Source organism: Salinibacterium sp. CAN_S4 (assembly GCF_015752305.1).
Lineage (GTDB): Bacteria > Actinomycetota > Actinomycetes > Actinomycetales > Microbacteriaceae > Rhodoglobus.
This window is the reverse complement of sequence record NZ_JADOVB010000004.1, coordinates 120,959-137,437: the sequence shown is the minus strand read 5'-3', so window position 1 is coordinate 137,437 and position 16,479 is coordinate 120,959. Positions and strand designations below refer to the sequence as shown.

The window sequence follows — 16,479 nt, the reverse complement described above, 5'->3', positions numbered from 1 at the left end:
CCACGCTAGCGCCAGGTCGGCAGCCACCAGTGCGCCGCGAGCCAGAAATAGTCGAGGCGCTGGCCCGTCCACACCGGCCAGAAGAACGCACTCACCGCGATCGCGGCGACCAGGAAGATGACGACGACCCGGATGCCGCTGAGCCGCCGCCAGCTCGGATTCCTGGCGCTGCCCAGCACGATGCCCATCACCGCGACGAGCGCGAGGATCAGGTACGGCTCGAACGCGATCGTGTAGAACTGGAACACCGTACGGTTCAGGTACAGCAGCCAGGGCAGGTAGCCGGCACCGAGGGCGGCGAGGATCAGCCCGACGCGCCACTCCCTGAAGCGCACCAGCCGGTAGACGAGATAAAGCGCCGCAGCGGTGCCCGCCCACCAGATGATGGGGTTGGCGATGCCCGAGATGGATTCGCCGCCCGACGCATCCCCCTGGTAGTACATGCTCGTCGGCCGCACGAGGAACAGCCAGGTCAGCGGATTCGCCTGATAGGGGTGCGGGCGCATTTCTCCGACGTGATAGTTGTAGACGCTCACCTCGAAATGCCAGAAGCTCTGCAGGCTCAGCGGCACCCAGGAGAGCGCGCCCGTCCACGCGTTCCCCGCGCCTTCGGCCCACTGCCGGGAGTACCCGCCGGAGGTGACGAACCAGCCCGACCACGTGACGAGGTAGGTGAGCACGGCAGCCGGGACCATGAGCAGGAAGCTCACCGGGCCCTGCTTGAAGATCGTGCCGCTCAGCCAGAACGGGATGCCGGCCTGGCGACGGGCGACCGCATCGACCGCGAGGGTGTAGACGGCGAGCGCGGCCAGGAAATATAGGCCGTTCCACTTGATCGCGGTCGTGGCACCGAACGCGACGCCCGCCGCGATGAGCCACGGTCGCCACCAGATCGCGGGGCCCCAGTCTCCGCCCTTGCGTTCCAGCCAGCGGTCGAGCCTGGCCTTGCTCCAGCCCCGGTCGAGCAGGATCGCGATGAAGCCGAGCAGCGCGAACAGCATCACGAAGTTGTCGAGCAGCGCGACGCGGCTCATCACGATCGCGTTGCCGTCGATCGCGAACAGCAACCCCGCGATCGTGGCCAGCAGCGTCGAGCGGAACAGCATCTTCGCGACCACCATGAGCAGCACGACCGCGACGGTGCCGGCCAGCACCGTGGCGATGCGCCAGCCCACCGGGTTGTCCGGTCCGAGCCATCCCATCCCGAGCCCGATCAGCCACTTACCGAGCGGCGGATGCACGACGAAGGCCGGGGCACTCGTGAAGATGTCGGTCTCACCCGCGTTGAATCGCGTGCCGGCCTCGGCGGGCCATGACCCCTCGTAGCCGAGATTGAACAGCGACCAGGCATCCTTCACATAGAAGGTCTCATCGAAGACGAGCGACGCAGGATGCCCCAGGCCGACGAGTCGCGTGAGCGCGGCGATCACGACCACGAGTGCCGGCGCACCCCAGCTGAACGCCCTGTGCACGGCGACGGACTGCCGCAGCCACCAGTCGTCGATGCGGGTGCCGGCGCCCGCGACGATGGCGTCGACGTCGCTGGAGGTCCGGGTGGTCATCCCAGCAATCATAAATGTCGCGGGTGTTCTGGCGCGCTGTACCCGGGCTGGGAGAATGGGCGGGTGATCATCCTCGCGGCAACACCGATCGGCAACCTCGGCGACGCCTCACGGCGACTGATCGAAGCGCTCACCAACGCCGAGGTCATCGCCAGCGAAGATACCCGCACGACCATCCATCTCATGCGTGCTCTCGGCATCGAGAATCGGCCGCGACTGATCGCGCTCCACGAGCACAACGAGAGCGAGAAGGCCGCCGAGATCGTCGAGCTGGCGATGACGGTGGATGTGCTTGTCCTCAGTGACGCGGGAATGCCGGCGATCAGCGACCCGGGTTTCCCCCTCGTCGCCGCTGCGGCCGCCGCCGGGGTCACGGTCACGGCGCTGCCGGGGCCGAGTGCGGTGTTGACCGCGCTGGCCGTCTCGGGATTACCCACCGACAGGTTCACGTTCGAAGGGTTCCTGCCGCGCAAATCCCGCGTGGCGTACTTCACGGCGCTCGCACGGGAAGAGCGCACGATGGTGTTCTTCGAGAGCCCCAACCGGCTGCCCGCGGCGCTCGCCGACCTCGCGACGGCACTCGGTGCCGACCGCAGGGTGGTGGTGTGCCGCGAGCTGACGAAGCTCCACGAGGAAGTGGCGCGCGGCAGTGCCGCCGAGGTGGCCGAGAAGTTCAGGGATGGCGCTCGCGGAGAGATCTGTCTCGTCGTCGAGGGCGCGACCCCCGCGACCTCCGATCTGCCGACCGGAATCGCACAGGTGCTGAAACTCCAGTCGGAGGGGTCGCGACTGAAGGAGGCAGCGACCGAGGTCGCGGAGGCCACCGGGCTGAGCCGTCGCGACCTGTATGAAGGCGCGCTGGAGCTAAAAGAATCGCGCCAGCGTTTCCGCGACGCCAGCGCCGACTGAGCCTGCGAAGGAGGGTCAACCAGAGCAGGGAAGACCGTCCGCGACGCTCTTCCAAAAAAACTCCCCCCCACATGTATCACCGGCCCTTCGGCGTGCTCCTATCGAGCATCCACCACGAGAAGGACCCTCAGATGCCCGTCGTTATCGATCCAGAGATCATCCGCCCGTATGACGGCCGGCTGAGCGTTCTCGCCCTGGGCGAGCGCAGCGATGCCGGCGCCGAGCGCGTTTTCGAGGTGGCACGCAGCGCCTCACCCGATGCCGAATTCCGCGACCTGGCCGACGGCATCCGGGGCGGCTATGTGGATGACCGGCTCGTCGCCTACGTCGACTCGACGTCCGGCGACTCCCGTACCTTCCCGCGGCTCGACCTGCTCGACGCGGCACGCGGTCTCGACCGGCTGGCCCGACGTTCCGCCCGTGAACTGATGGACGACGATGGACTCTTCCCGGCTGATGACACCGCTCGAAACGTTCTCGATCCGCAGATCCTGCACGGTTCGCGGGGCACGGTACGACGGGTCAGTGAGACGTCCGATTTTCTGGCGATCAGCCGGATCCAGCGCGTGGTCGACGGCATCCCGGTCGTCGGTGAGGGGTCCCAGTCCACGGTGACCGTCTCCGGGGCGGGGCTCGAAGGGATCACCCATAACTGGCGGGCAGCCAGGGTCACGGACGAGTTGTCCGGTGCCGATATCGACGCCAGGCGGGTCGCTGAGTCGATCACCGACTCCCTCGCCCCGGCAGCGCAGCGACGTGACATCCGTGTCGAGTCTGTCGAGCTCGTCTACTACGACGGCGACAACGAACTCATCCAGCCGGCCTTCCGCTATCGGGCGATCTTCGATCAGGATGACCGCCTTCCCGCCGCGCGACTGACGGGGTTCGTGCCCGCGATCGATGCCGTCGATCGCTTCCCGATCGCCATACCGACTCCCACCCGCGAGCCGAGAGTGCCGAAAGCGTTCACGACCGGGCTCCGCTCGAGCCTTCGACCGATTATCGGACGCTATGTGGTGCGCGCAGACAACGCTGGCTGGGTGACGAGTGCGAACAGCTTCCTGGCTGGCCTTCGCTCGGCAACACCGTCGACCGGAATCTCGCCGATCGACCGGCAGTACTTCTGGGCAGAACCGCGGCTGTTCACGAGCGAGAACCGCGACTTCGTCGACGCCGTCCAGGTGGCGTTGACGGAAGTGCACGGCGACTGGAGCCTGTTCTCCACCCTTCGCAACAACGCGGACTTCGTAGACCTGGCCGATGTCCCCGCCGATGGTTACGGCGGTGCGTCAGGGGTGGGTTCCCTCGCCTATTGGATCCTGCATTCCTGCGCGGTCATTCCGACCTCCTTCGATTCGACGACGTCATACGACCCCTGGTGGAAGATCTTCAACGGCATGCGGGCTGCACTCGGTTATCGCACAGAGATGTGGATCAACGACGAGATCACCTACACGTTCGGCAGGTTCGCCGGACTCGGTGCGCCGATGGTGTCGAACTGGCTCTCGACGGTGATCACCGATGATTCGTACACGCCGGTGTCGACCTATCTCGAGGATCGTCATCACACGCCCGGTGTCACGCAGCCCATGGGGCGGCCGTCCGCCGTCACAGTTCTCGGGCACGCGGATGACACCATCTTCCAGGTTTCCGCCCTTCCGCGCCCTTCGGTGCTGCAGCAGTGGTGGTACGGAAATTGAGCAGGTGACGCAATGTGCAGTGCACTCTTGCCGGGCGACCGTCAGGGGATCACAATGCCTAGCATGAGCAACGCCGACCTCACCCCTGTTCGGCCGCAGCATCCAGAGACGAACCCGACCAGTCTCTGGAATGCTGCGGCCGACACATTCCGCGAGTGGCGGTCGGGGGAGCCATCCGCGATCGACAGGCTGGTGGGCCTGATGTCCCCGGTGCTCTGGCAGGTCGTGAGGGCGTACGGTCTCTCCGAGGAATCCGCGAAGGATGTCGTGCAGAGCACCTGGCTGGCGTTGCTGCACGGCGGATCCAGGATCTCCGACCCGCAGGCGATCGGCGCCTGGCTCACGATCACCGCCCGACGGGAGGCGTGGCGCACGCAAAAGCGCAACGCGTCGAGTGTGTCGGTCGACGACGAGATTCTGGAGTCGGTGGTCGCGCACGGGACGTCTGCGGAACAGCAGGCGATGGATCGGGACAGCCACCGTCGACTCTGGGCTGGAGTCGCGAGCCTCGACGAACGCTGCCAGCGACTGTTGAGGGTTATCGCCTTCGATGACCACCCCGACTACGCCCGAATCGCGACCGACCTGCACATGCCGGTGGGCAGCATCGGCCCCACCCGGGGGCGCTGTCTCGACAAACTGCGCCAGTCCCTGAGCCGCACGGGAGGTGCGCCGTGATCGAACCAACCAACGCCGATCGAGAGCTGTTCGCAGAGTTGCGTGACATGTGGGAGCGCGAAGACCCGATGCCGGACGGTCTTGTCGAGGATGTCCTGGTCGCGCTCGCCGTGGCCGACCTGGCCTCGGAGCTGACGACTCTCCGTCTCGTGAGCGACTCCAGCGAACTCGTCGGCGCGCGAGCGGCCGAGGGTGCGCGAGTGCTGCAGTTCACGAACGCCGAGTCTGTGCTCATGTTGCGAGTGAGTGAGACGGATGCCGGCGCCCTCCGCATCGATGGCTGGATGGTTCCCGCGCACAACGGAATCCTGCAGCTCGAGCGGGACGCCATCGTGGTCGAGTCGACGACGGCGAGCCCGGAGGGCCGTTTCGAGTTCAGGACGGTGGCGGCGGGAACCGCGCGCCTGATAGTCGCCGCCGACGATGCGGCATCCACATCCATCTTCACCACCGAATCCTTCACGATCTAGGAGACCCATGGCCATCCGCCCGTCACAGAGCTTTGATCGCAGCGGGGCCAGGGAAGGGCCGGGAGCTGACGACTGGCGCCGTCGCTATGACCGGGAGCGACCGAGGGGCGTGGTGCTGGCTCCGGCGTCCCCGGGAGCGGACGGCTACGCGGTGTACCCGACCGCGTATGTGCCGGACCGCATCCTCGTGTCGACCCTGCTCGACGACGGATCGCGGGTCTTCGACCTCGTGAGGGATGTCGCCGAACAGTTCGGCTGGACTCTCACGCCGGACAAGTCGTTCGACGCCGGCAGGCTCGAGCTGGACGAACGCGAACGCGGTGAGCGGCTGTCACGCTACCCGTGGGCGTCGGGCCCGCTCGGGATCGAGAGGTTCATCATCGAGGCGAAGGGCCAGGCCGCCGCTCCCGATGCGTGGCGGCTTCTGCGCGGGGCGAGGCTGCGCGAGACCGAGCTGGCCGGCGGCAGCCTGGTCGGGATCGGACTCGATCACATCCTCACCGTTCATCGCGCCCCGGGAGACGGCTCGACCGGCTCGGGCTCGTTCCAGTCGACGCCCTACCATTCGACCCCGTATCACTCGACTCCGTACCATTCGACTCCGTACCATTCGACGCCGTACCACTCGACTGCCGGCTTCGACCCGGCCACGGGAGCGGAACCAGCAGGTTCCTACCTGGCCCAGGGCTCGGGAGGGCGCCAACCTGTGGCGATCGTCGCCTCCGCGCCGCCCCGCACGACCTCGGTTAAGGAGAGGGTGATCGTCGCGACCCTCGACACGGGAATGGGCGCGCATCCCTGGCTCGATCGCACCCGCTGCGACCTCACCGGACTGCCGGCCATCGGGTCGACGGATGCCGCGGACGATCCTGAGTCGAACCCCGACCTCATCGGCCCGCTCGATGGGATGACCGATGTGCTGAGCGGCCACGGAACGTTCATCGCCGGACTGATCCACCAGCACGCGCCCGATGCCGACATCGCACCGTGGCGGGTGGTCGGACCCGACGGAACGATCGATGAATCGGATGTCATAGCCGCACTCCTGGCGATCGCCTCCCTCATCGGGTCCGCCGTCGACGGGGCGCAGTATCCGGCGCTCGCGATCGACGTGCTGTCCCTGTCGCTGGGGTACTACCACGAGACCCCGGAGGACTCGAAGATCGACATCACCCTCGCCGAGGTGCTGCTGCGCATCCGGCGGGCCGGCACTGTCGTCGTGTGCTCCGCGGGAAATGACGCCACGGCCCGACCGATGTTTCCCGCCGCGTTTGGCCCGTGGTCATCGACGCCGTCGGCAGGGGTTCCGTGGATCGCCCCTGACGACTCTGCGGCGCAGGATGCCGCTCCCCTGGTCTCGGTCGGCGCCCTCAACCCGAACGGCACGACCGCCCTGTTCAGCAATACCGGGCCGTGGGTGCGGTGCTACGCGCCAGGGGCATCCGTTGTCAGCACGGTTCCGCTCATCGACGGAGGCGCGCAGCCGATCGCGCGCACCGCCGCGGCAGGGCGGAAACGGGAGACCGTCGATCCCGACGACTACAGCGCCGGATTCGCGGTCTGGAGCGGCACCTCATTCGCTGCCCCGGTGATCGCGGGGCGGATTGCGGCGGCGCTGCACGGTGTCGAACCGAGGAACGGCGGCAGGGCGGGAAGGGTGGCGCGAGCGATCGAGGCGGCCGCGAAAGTCGTGTCAGAGGCATCCTGACAGCGGATTGACGGCTGCGCCATACTTGACGCATGCTGTCGGCCGCGACGCTGTACCAGCGCGGGGTGGACCTGGGTAACGCCGGACGCCATGCGGCCGCTCGTCGCGAGTTGCTGCGGGCGGCGGAGCGGGATCCTGATCCGGATCTCAAGGCCCTCATCAGCGGAATCCTGGCGTACATCGAATCGGAGACCGGCGATCCCGACGCGGGAATCCTGCTGTGTGGGCGGGCTCTCGCGGATGTGCACATCACCGCGCACACTCGAGCAGTGCTCGCCGGCCAACTCGGCCTCATCGAGCTGCGGCGCGGCAACTCGGCAGCAGCCCTGGCGCATCTTTCCGCTGCCGCTGCCCGGCTCGGAGCCGACCCGGCGCGCCAGGGTCGTGTGCTGCTCAACCGCGGGCTGGTGCGCCTCGATCGCGGTGAACTGTCCGCGGCGCAGGGTGATTTCGAGCGTGCAGCAGAGGATTTCCGTGCGAGTGGGGAGCCCGTCGAGGAGGCCAAAGCGACGAACAACCAGGGTTATACCGCGATGCTCGCGGGTGACCTCGTGACGGCCATCCGCCTGATGGACAGGTCGAGCCCCGTGTTGTCGACACTCTCGCCAGTCTCGGCGGCGGTGGGGGATGCCGATCGGGCCGAGGTGATGCTCGCGGCGGGAATGACGACGGAAGCCGTGGCCCTGCTGCGGGCGGTCGTGCGGACCTATGGCGGGCGTCGACTTCGGCAGGCCCAGGCCGAGGCCGAACTGGCTCTGGCCCGGGCTCTCGCGCTCGAGTCGCCGCAGGAAGCATCGGTCGTCGCGCGGCGGGCTGCCCGGCGATTCCGCGGCCGGGGCAGCGAAACGTGGGCGGTGCGAGCCGACGGTCTTGCGCTCATGACGGCCATCGCCGGGGGACGTGGCGGCGTGGCGGTGGAGCGCGCGGCGGCACGGTCGGTGCGGGCGCTGCTCGGCATCCGGCGCCTGGATGACGCGGCAGCGCTGCACCTGCAACTCGCGCGCGCACAACTGCGCAACGGCAGGGCCAGTGACGCCAGGGCGACGGCGTCCCGGGTGCGCCTCAGAGCCTCCGCCCCGATCGGTACCCGGATCCTGAGGGAGGAAGTGCGGGTGGAGCTCGCCGAAGCCGCGGGTTCGGCGAGCGCCGTCATGCGGCGAGCGGCTGCCGGCCTCGACCAGTTGCAGGAGTGGCAGTCCACCTTCGGAAGCATCGAACTGCAGAGTTCCGCCCGCGTGCACGGCCGGATACTGGCTCATCAGGGGGTGCGGGCTGCGCTGTCGACGGGCCGTCCCGAGGTCGTGTTCGACTGGTCGGAACGGGTGCGACTGCTGTCCAGTCGCATCGCCGGCGTGCGGGCTCCCGCCGACCAGGAGGCAGCCGATGAGCTCGCCGAACTGCGATTGATCCGTGCATCCTCCCCGTCTCCGAGAACCGCGGCCGCCCGTCGAGAGTCCGAACTGCGGGATCGGATCCGTCGTCGCCACTGGACAGACGAGGCCAGCGGCGCGGTATCCCTGCGGGCGAGTCTCGCTGACACCGAGGGTGCGCTCGCGGACGACGGGGCCGTGCTGCTCGCCCCGCTGTGGACGGCTGATGGTGCCAGCATCCTCGTCGTCTCTGCGACGTCGAGTCACCTCGTGGACCTGGGGCCGCTCCCGACGGTCGCGGGTGACATCGACGCACTGCGAGCCGACCTCGACATGTCGGCGCTCTCACTCCCGTCGGATCTCCATCGCGCGGTGTCGACGTCTCTCGACGCGCGACTGGCGCGGATCGACCATATGCTTCTCGCGCCGGCGGCGGCCATGCTGGGCGATGCCCATCGAGTCGTGATCACTCCTTCCGGAGCGTTCGCCGGGATCCCGTGGGGAATGCTGCCGACCCTTGTCGGCCGGGCCGTCACAGTACCCGATTCCGCGACAGGATGGCTGGCGGATCGGGGTCGCGGCGCCCACATCCTCGACACCGGATTCGTGGCCGGGCCGGGGGTGTCCCGCGCTGTCGAGGAGGTGCGCGCGTCGGCGGGGCGCTGGACCGGGAGCGTGTCGCTCACCGGTGCGGATGCCACGGCTGATGCGGTGTCTCGGCTGGCCGGCAGCGTGAACCTGCTCCACGTTGCCGCGCACGGCAGGCATTCCGCCGACAACCCCCTGTTCTCGGCATTCGAGCTGTCGGATGGAGCCTGGTTCGGATACGACATCGACCAGCTGCAGGACGTGCCGTCGGTCGTCATCCTGTCGGCGTGCGAGATGGGTCGGTCAGCGTCCCGCTGGGGGCTCGAAGCTCTCGGGATGTCGCGGGCCTGGTTGCACGCCGGCGCGCGCACCGTGATCTCGTCACCGGTCGTGGTGTCGGATGACGTCGCGGCGATCCTGCTGCAGTCCACCCACGAGTACCTAGCGATGGGCAGACCTCCAGCGGAAGCTCTCGCTGCGGCCAGTGGCGAGACAGGGATCTCCGCGCCCTTCCTGTGTCACGGCTCTGGCTGGTAGTGGCGGCGGGTGTCCTCGCGCTGCCGGGCCCCGCACGCGGTAACACGCACACCGCGCCCGGTACGATTGACCTATGGCCGCCGGCGACTCCTTCTACATCACGACGCCCATCTTCTACGTCAACGATGTTCCCCACATCGGGCACGCGTACACGGAGGTGGCTGCCGACGTTCTCGCACGCTGGCACCGGCAGCGTGGGGACGACACCTGGTTGCTCACGGGCACCGACGAGCACGGCCAGAAGATCCTGCGCACGGCCGTCGCGAACGACACCACGCCGCAGGCCTGGGCCGACAACCTCGTCGAGAACGCGTGGAAGCCGCTGCTGGAGACGATCGACATCCGCAACGACGACTTCATCCGCACCACCGACGAGCGTCACGAGAAAGCCGTCTCGACGTTCCTGCAGAAGCTGTACGACGATGGCCACATCTACTCCGGCGAGTACGAGGGCTATTACTGCGTCGGTTGCGAGGAGTACAAGCAGCTCGACGACCTCATGGAGACCGCCGACGGCGATTACGCGGGCCAGCTGGTCTGCAAGATCCACAGCCGCCCCGTCGAGGTGTTGAAGGAGAAGAACTACTTCTTCAGGATGAGCGCTTTCGAGCAGCCGCTGCTCGACCTCTATGAGAGCCGCCCGGACTTCGTGCAGCCCTCGAGCGTGCGCAACGAGATCATCCAGTTCGTGAAGCAGGGTCTCGCCGACCTGTCGATTTCCCGCTCCAGTTTCGACTGGGGCATCAAAGTGCCATGGGACGACACCCACGTCGTCTACGTCTGGTTCGATGCGCTGCTCAACTACGTGACAGCGGCGGGCTACGGCGTCGACGACGAGCTGTTCGCGCGCCGCTGGCCGGCCGTGCACATCGTCGGTAAAGACATCGCCCGCTTCCACGCCGTGATCTGGCCCGCCATGCTGATGGCGGCCGGGCTCGAGGTGCCGCGCGCCGTATTCGGCCACGGCTGGCTGCTCGTCGGCGGCGAGAAGATGAGCAAGTCGAAGCTGACCGGCATCGCGCCCACGCAGATCACAGACACGTTCGGCTCCGACGCGTTCCGCTACTACTTCCTGTCGGCCATCACCTTCGGACAAGACGGCTCGTTCAGCTGGGAAGACCTCAGCGCGCGGTACCAGTCCGAGCTCGCCAACGGTTTCGGTAACCTCGCGTCGCGCACGATCGCGATGGTCACCAAATACTTCGACGGCCGGATTCCGGATGCCACGGCAGACGACTCCATCACCGGACTCGCCGAGCGTGTCACAGTGGCTGCGGATGCCGCGATCGACCGTTTCGCGATCAACGAGGCGCTCGCCAGCATCTGGGAGCTCGTCGACGCCCTGAACGGGTACATCACGGAGCAGGAGCCGTGGGCACTCGCCAAGGATCCGGCGAACCGGGCCAGGCTCGAACAGGTGCTCGCGACGGTCGTGCACGGCCTCGGCACGCTCACCGTGCTGCTCTCGCCAGTGCTTCCGAAGGCGACATCCACCCTCTGGGCCGCGCTCGGGGGAGTCGGCAGTGTCGACGACCAGCGGGTCGACCGCGCGTGGGAGTTCGAGGCAGGCTCGAGCGTCACGCCGCTGGCAGCCCCGCTCTTCCCGCGCATCGAGCAGACAGACACCGAAGGAGCCGCGTGACCGAAGCGCACATCCGGCATCGCCAGACCGAGGGCCCACGGGATCTCGAGTATCCGCCGCTGCCCGAGGCGCTCGTCGTCGGCACCTACGACAACCACACCCACCTCGAGATTTCCGACGGTGGCCCCGGTGGGCAGCTGGACTACCACGAGCACCTCGACCGGGCATCCAGCGTCGGGGTGCGCGGAGTGGTGCAGGTCGGCACCGACCTCGAGACCTCCCGATGGTCGGCGGATATCGCGAGCGTCGAGCCGCGCGTGCTCGCCGCTGTAGCACTGCACCCGAACGAGGCGCCGCGGTACGACGCCGAGGGCACACTCGATGCGGCGCTTGCGGAGATCGACGAGCTTGCCGGTCGGCCGCGCGTGCGGGCCATCGGCGAGACCGGGCTCGACTTCTATCGCACGGGGGAGGATGGCCGTGACGCCCAGTTCCGCTCGTTCGAGGCGCACATCGAGATCGCCAAGCGGCACAATCTCGCGCTGCAGATCCACGACAGGGACGCCCACTCCGAGGTGATCGAGACGCTCAGGCGCGTCGGAGCTCCCGAGCGCACGGTATTCCATTGCTTCTCCGGCGATGCCGAGATGGCGAAACTCTGCACGGACAACGGTTGGTACCTGTCGTTCGCCGGCACCGTGACGTTCAAGAACGCCGGCGGGCTTCGCGATGCCCTCTCCGTGATCCCGCGCAGCCGCATCCTGATCGAAACCGATGCGCCGTACCTCACCCCCGACCCGCTGCGTGGTCGACCCAACGCGCCATACCTGATCCCGTATACGTTGCGGGCGATGGCGGCCCACCTCGAGACCGAGGTATCGATGCTCGCGGCACAGATCACCTCGACGACCGAAGAGGTCTACGGCCGCTGGGATGCAGAACCCGTCACCGCACCGGATGGCCCATTCGCGGACCTCGCGTGAGCGGCGCGCTGCTCGGACCGGTCGAGATCCGCGAGCTGGCCGAACTGCTCGACATCCAGCCCACCAAAAAGCTCGGGCAGAATTTCGTCATCGACGCGAACACCGTCAGGCGCATCGTGAAATCGGCCGGGGTGTCTGCGGGGGAAACCGTGGTCGAGGTCGGCCCGGGGCTCGGATCCCTCACGCTCGGCCTGCTCGAGACCGGTGCCTCAGTCGTCGCGGTCGAGATCGACAAGCGGCTGGCCGCACAGCTGCCCGCCACGGTGTCGAAGTACCAGCCCGAGGCCGAACTGACGGTCATCACCGAGGACGCGCTGCGCGTCACTGAGCTGCCGGACGACCCGACGGTGTTCGTCGCGAACCTGCCCTATAACGTCTCGGTGCCGGTGCTGCTGCACTTTCTCGAGCGATTCCCGACCATCGACCGCGGGCTCGTGATGGTGCAGGCGGAGGTCGGCCAGCGCGTGGCAGCGGGGCCAGGGTCCAAGGTCTACGGCAGTCCGAGCGTGAAAGCGGCCTGGTACGGCAACTTCTCGACCGCGGGCCAGGTCAGCCGGCAGGTGTTCTGGCCGGTGCCGAACGTCGACTCCATCCTCGTACGGTTCGAGCGGCACGAGCAGCCCGGAACCGAAGCCGAGCGGCTCTCCACGTTCGAACTCGTGGATGCCGCGTTCCAGCAGCGGCGCAAGATGCTCCGTCAGGCGCTCTCCGGTGTGCTCGGCGGCTCGGCTGGCGCGTCATCCACCCTCGAAGCAGCCGGGATCGCCCCCACGGCCCGCGGCGAAGAGCTCACGGTCGCCGATTTCCTCGCCGTGGCACGGGCTCGCGGCTGAGACCTCCTCGTGTCGCGCGCTAGGTTTGACTCATGACTTCCGGGCCAGGTTCGACCATGGTGCACACTCGGGCACCGGGCAAGATCAACGTGTTCCTGAAGGTCGGCTCGCTGCTCGACGACGGATACCACGATGTCGCCATCGCGTACCAGGCCGTCTCCATCTACGAGGATGTCCGCGCCTACCCCGCCGACGATTTCTCGGTATCGGTGACGGGAACCGTCGAGCTCTCCAGGGTGCCGACCGACGGCTCGAACATCGCCATCAAGGCCGCCCGACTGCTCGCGCGTCGCACGGCGTTCCGCGGCGGTGTGCGCCTCGAGATCGATAAGCACGTTCCCGTGACGGGCGGCATGGGTGGCGGTTCGGCGGATGCCGCGGCCACCCTCCTCGCCTGCGACACCCTGTGGGGCACCGGCCTCCCGCGCGAAGAGATGCTCGAACTGGCGAGCGAACTCGGCGCCGACGTGCCGTTCTCGTTCACGGGCGGCACGGCGATCGGCACGGGTCGCGGCGACCAGTTGAGCCCGGCTCTGGCGAAGGGCACATTCCAGTGGGTGCTCGTGCTCGCCGACTTCGGGTTGTCGACCCCCGAGGTCTACCGGGAGCTCGACCGCCACCGTGATCGCCACTCGCAGGACATCTTCCCGGCATCCTTCGCTCCGTCGGTCGATGCGAACGTGCTGCAGGCGCTGAGGGCCGGCGACCCGCACATGCTCGCCGAGAGCCTCCACAACGACCTCCAGGCTCCAGCGCTCTACCTCGAGCCGTCGCTCGCCTCGGTCATCGAGCTGGGCGAGCAGAATGGCGCCCTTGCCGGGATCGTTTCGGGCTCGGGGCCGACCGTCGCCTTCCTGACGGCGGACCTCGACTCCGCGTTGGAGCTGCAGATCGCGCTCAGTGCCGCGCGACACACCGTGGTCAGGGCGACCGGCCCCGTACACGGCGCCCGCGTCATCACCTGATCCTTCCCCGTTCACACCCGTGCGCGAACTGCGGCATATCGTCCGCAGCGCCGTCGCGACCCACGATCTGCCGCAGTTCGCGGCAGAAGGCGCGGCTACGGAAGGCGCGGCTACGGAGGGCGCGGCTACGGAGGGCGCGGCTACGGAGGGCGCGGCTACGGAGGGCGCGGCTACGGAAGGCGCGGCAACGGAGGGCGCGGCTACGGAAGGCGCGGCAACGGGCGGCGCGGCGACGCTCAGTCGCGGGTGTAGCGCACGACCCGCACGTTGGTGAAGCTCCACTCCTCGGTCTCGCGCCAGCCGATCGAGGCGAGGGCTGCCGTCGTGGCCGGCCGCACGTCGCGGGAGGGGCTCGCGATCAGGTAGGCCACGTCGGTTCCGCTCAGCCGGTCGAGCGACTCGTCGATCGGGGCGCGAGTCTCCCAGAGCTGGGCGGTGTCGGCCGCGGGCGTTCGGATCGTGACATCCACCGTCGATTCGAACTGTTCAGGATAGGAGTACGCGATCACCCTGGTCGTCGCTTTCGCGTGGCCCCAGAGCTCCCCGTAGATGATGGCTGTCGTGCTGCCGGGGCCGTCTGCGGCCCGCTCGGTGGCAATCAGGTCGGCGACCTGCGCCCACGACGAACTCTCTTTAGCCTCGGGCTGTCGCTGCACGACGATTTGCGGAACGGCCAGCACCGCGAGCAGGGCGATGGCCATAACCGCGGCGGGCCGCCAGCGGATCGCATCGATGCCGGCGGCGATTGCCAGGGCCACGAACGGGGTGCACATGGCGAGGTATCGGGGCTGATAGATCGGCTGGTGCACGACGCTGATGACCAGCAGCGCGATGGTCGGCAGGAGCAGCGCCGGCACGACCACGGCGAGAACCGTGCGCGAGCGGCTGCGGATCAGTGCGCCGATTCCCAACAGGATGAAGGCCCAGGATGCCACGGCGAACCATTCGCTCGAGTAGAACCACTGCGACCGCAGTACACCCCGCACCGTGGAGCCGCCGAGCGGCGGGATCCACGACAGCTGCCCGCTCTGGCTGACGACCTCGAGCGCGAACGGGATGCTCGCCGCCCCCGCGATGCCCGCGGAGAGCACCCAGTTGCGCGCGACGCGGCGTGACGCGGCGGTGCGGTCGCTGAGCATCCAGGCCACGGTCAGTCCGTGCGCCACGATCACGAGCGCCAGGTAGATGAAGATCGTCACCGACAGCATGGCGACGATTCCATAGACGATCCACGATGTTCGAGTGCCGACGCGGATCGCGCGCAGCAGCGCGACTGTCGCGAGCACGGCGAGAGTGGCGGTGAGGGCGTACGAGCGACCCTCCGTGCCCATCCACGTGACGCGCGGGATGAGGCAGAACGCGATAGCGGCGATGACCGCAAGCCTCGGCCGGCCGAGCTGGCGGCCGAGGATGACCACGAGGGCGGCGGCGACGCCGACGGCGATGGCGCTGGGCATCCTGAGCGACAGCGGCGAGTAGCCGACCACGTCGAAGATGATGTGCAGGATGGCGTAGTGCAGGGCGTGCACGGCATCGACGTTGCCGACTTCGGCCCACAGTTGCGGCCAGCTGCGGGTCGCGGAGCTGACCGTGGCGGCTTCGTCGTACCAGAGGCCGGGGACCGTGATGCCGATCATCGAGATCGTGAAGCCGAGAACCCCGACGACGATTGGGGTCACCGCGGGGGACCAGAGGGTGCCCAGGGTGCCGACCGACTCGCGGCCCATCGTCGCGGTCATCCCTGCAGGATATCGGTCTGCGCTGAGGCTGTTGCTGGGAGCGTGCGGAACACTCGAGTGCCTCCGGGAATGCGGAAAGCCCCGCTGCGCATGATGCGCAGCGGGGCTTTCCGTGTAGCTGGGGCTGTTATTACGCAGCAGCCTTGGCCGTGATGGTGGCGATGCCGACGACGAGCTCGTCGGTGACAGCGTCGGTGCCGAACGTCTCGTTCAGCAGCGCAGCGGCGTCCGAGCTGATCAGGACCGTGGTGCCCTGGAGCACAGCGTTGCCATCAGCGTCGGTCTCGAGCGGGTTCAGGGTTGAACCGTCGAGGTTGAAGATGAAGATGTCCTGGCCGACCTCTTCACCGTTGGCGGTGACGGTGCCGGTGAGGCGTGAGGTGCCCGGGTCGATCTCGAAGTCGCTGAGGCCGACGACGATGTCACCAGCGGTCAGCGTGATGCCGGAGCCATCGTGATTGATGAGGCCCTGGACGTACGGGCGGTAGGACTCGTTGGGGTCGTAGTAGTCGACGTTTCCACCGGTGATCGGGAAGATGAGCGAGCCGTCGACGAGCGTTGCGGTTCCGGTCACTCCGGGGGTCAGGCCGAGGCTCGTGAGGGCGTCGACGAAGCCCTGGTCGAGAGCAACTGCGGTGCTTTCACCGTCGAGGGCCGGGATCGAGGCCAGGGGCTCCGGGTCGGCTTCAACGGAAGGAGCGGTGGTCTCTTCGGTCTCGGCTGCAGGAGCCGAGCAGCCGGCGAGGCCTGCAACGAGGAGGCTGGCGGTGGCGAGTCCGAGAGTTACTTTCGAGAACGTGCGCATTTGTTCAATCCTTTGTTTGGTGTGGGTTGTCTTGGTGTTGATGATGGTTC

The 16,479-nt window shown here is 67.8% G+C and carries 13 protein-coding genes and 1 pseudogene; 11 read left to right on the top strand and 3 right to left on the bottom strand.

What is annotated here, in order from left to right; all coding sequences use genetic code 11:
* Nucleotides 1-5: 5 nt before the first annotated feature.
* Complete coding sequence (locus IWX81_RS11305) at nt 6-1,562, bottom strand: dolichyl-phosphate-mannose--protein mannosyltransferase (RefSeq protein WP_199281423.1); 1,557 nt, start codon at nt 1,560-1,562, stop codon at nt 6-8.
* Nucleotides 1,563-1,625: 63 nt separating this feature from the next.
* Here IWX81_RS11305 and rsmI point away from each other — a divergent pair, with 63 nt between their 5' ends.
* From rsmI to IWX81_RS15085, 11 genes and pseudogenes are all read left to right on the top strand, one after another.
* On the top strand, nt 1,626-2,471 hold the full coding sequence (gene rsmI / locus IWX81_RS11300; RefSeq protein ID WP_199281422.1) for a 16S rRNA (cytidine(1402)-2'-O)-methyltransferase: 846 nt from the start codon (nt 1,626-1,628) through the stop codon (nt 2,469-2,471).
* 131 nt (nt 2,472-2,602) lie between these two features.
* Nucleotides 2,603-4,171, top strand: coding sequence for a DUF6345 domain-containing protein (locus IWX81_RS11295; RefSeq protein WP_199281421.1), 1,569 nt, complete (start codon nt 2,603-2,605; stop codon nt 4,169-4,171).
* Between the two features lie 63 nt (nt 4,172-4,234).
* Entirely contained in the window at nt 4,235-4,849 is a 615-nt protein-coding gene (locus IWX81_RS11290; protein ID WP_199281420.1) for an RNA polymerase sigma factor, read from the top strand.
* Nucleotides 4,846-5,319, top strand: a complete 474-nt coding sequence (locus IWX81_RS11285) for a hypothetical protein (protein WP_199281419.1) — start codon at nt 4,846-4,848, stop codon at nt 5,317-5,319. The genes IWX81_RS11290 and IWX81_RS11285 overlap by 4 nt, the downstream gene beginning before the upstream one ends.
* 7 nt (nt 5,320-5,326) lie before the next feature.
* Nucleotides 5,327-7,027 carry a S8 family peptidase gene (locus tag IWX81_RS11280; protein ID WP_199281418.1) on the top strand — a complete coding sequence of 567 codons (1,701 nt, stop codon included), beginning with the start codon at nt 5,327-5,329 and terminating at the stop codon, nt 7,025-7,027.
* A gap of 32 nt (nt 7,028-7,059) precedes the next feature.
* Nucleotides 7,060-9,522: a CHAT domain-containing protein gene (locus tag IWX81_RS11275; protein WP_199281417.1), complete on the top strand. Its 2,463-nt coding sequence runs from the start codon at nt 7,060-7,062 to the stop codon at nt 9,520-9,522.
* Between the two features lie 73 nt (nt 9,523-9,595).
* On the top strand, nt 9,596-11,164 hold the full coding sequence (gene metG, locus IWX81_RS11270) for a methionine--tRNA ligase (RefSeq protein WP_199281416.1): 1,569 nt from the start codon (nt 9,596-9,598) through the stop codon (nt 11,162-11,164).
* Nucleotides 11,161-12,087, top strand: coding sequence for a TatD family hydrolase (locus IWX81_RS11265; RefSeq protein ID WP_199281415.1), 927 nt, complete (start codon nt 11,161-11,163; stop codon nt 12,085-12,087). The genes metG and IWX81_RS11265 overlap by 4 nt, the downstream gene beginning before the upstream one ends.
* On the top strand, nt 12,084-12,920 hold the full coding sequence (gene rsmA / locus IWX81_RS11260) for a 16S rRNA (adenine(1518)-N(6)/adenine(1519)-N(6))-dimethyltransferase RsmA (protein ID WP_199281414.1): 837 nt from the start codon (nt 12,084-12,086) through the stop codon (nt 12,918-12,920). The genes IWX81_RS11265 and rsmA overlap by 4 nt, the downstream gene beginning before the upstream one ends.
* A gap of 32 nt (nt 12,921-12,952) precedes the next feature.
* A complete protein-coding gene (locus tag IWX81_RS11255; RefSeq protein ID WP_199281413.1) occupies nt 12,953-13,885 on the top strand; it encodes a 4-(cytidine 5'-diphospho)-2-C-methyl-D-erythritol kinase in 933 nt (310 codons plus the stop codon).
* A pseudogene (locus IWX81_RS15085) lies at nt 13,882-14,055 on the top strand (pentapeptide repeat-containing protein); the annotation flags it as partial. The gene IWX81_RS11255 and the pseudogene IWX81_RS15085, both read left to right, overlap by 4 nt.
* Before the next feature lie 66 nt (nt 14,056-14,121).
* Here the strand turns inward: IWX81_RS15085 and IWX81_RS11250 are convergent.
* Nucleotides 14,122-15,624, bottom strand: coding sequence for a glycosyltransferase family 39 protein (locus IWX81_RS11250; RefSeq protein WP_199281412.1), 1,503 nt, complete (start codon nt 15,622-15,624; stop codon nt 14,122-14,124).
* A gap of 130 nt (nt 15,625-15,754) precedes the next feature.
* Nucleotides 15,755-16,429 (bottom strand): hypothetical protein, encoded by a 675-nt coding sequence (locus IWX81_RS11245; RefSeq protein WP_199281411.1) that lies wholly within the window; start codon nt 16,427-16,429, stop codon nt 15,755-15,757.
* Nucleotides 16,430-16,479 lie beyond the last annotated feature (50 nt).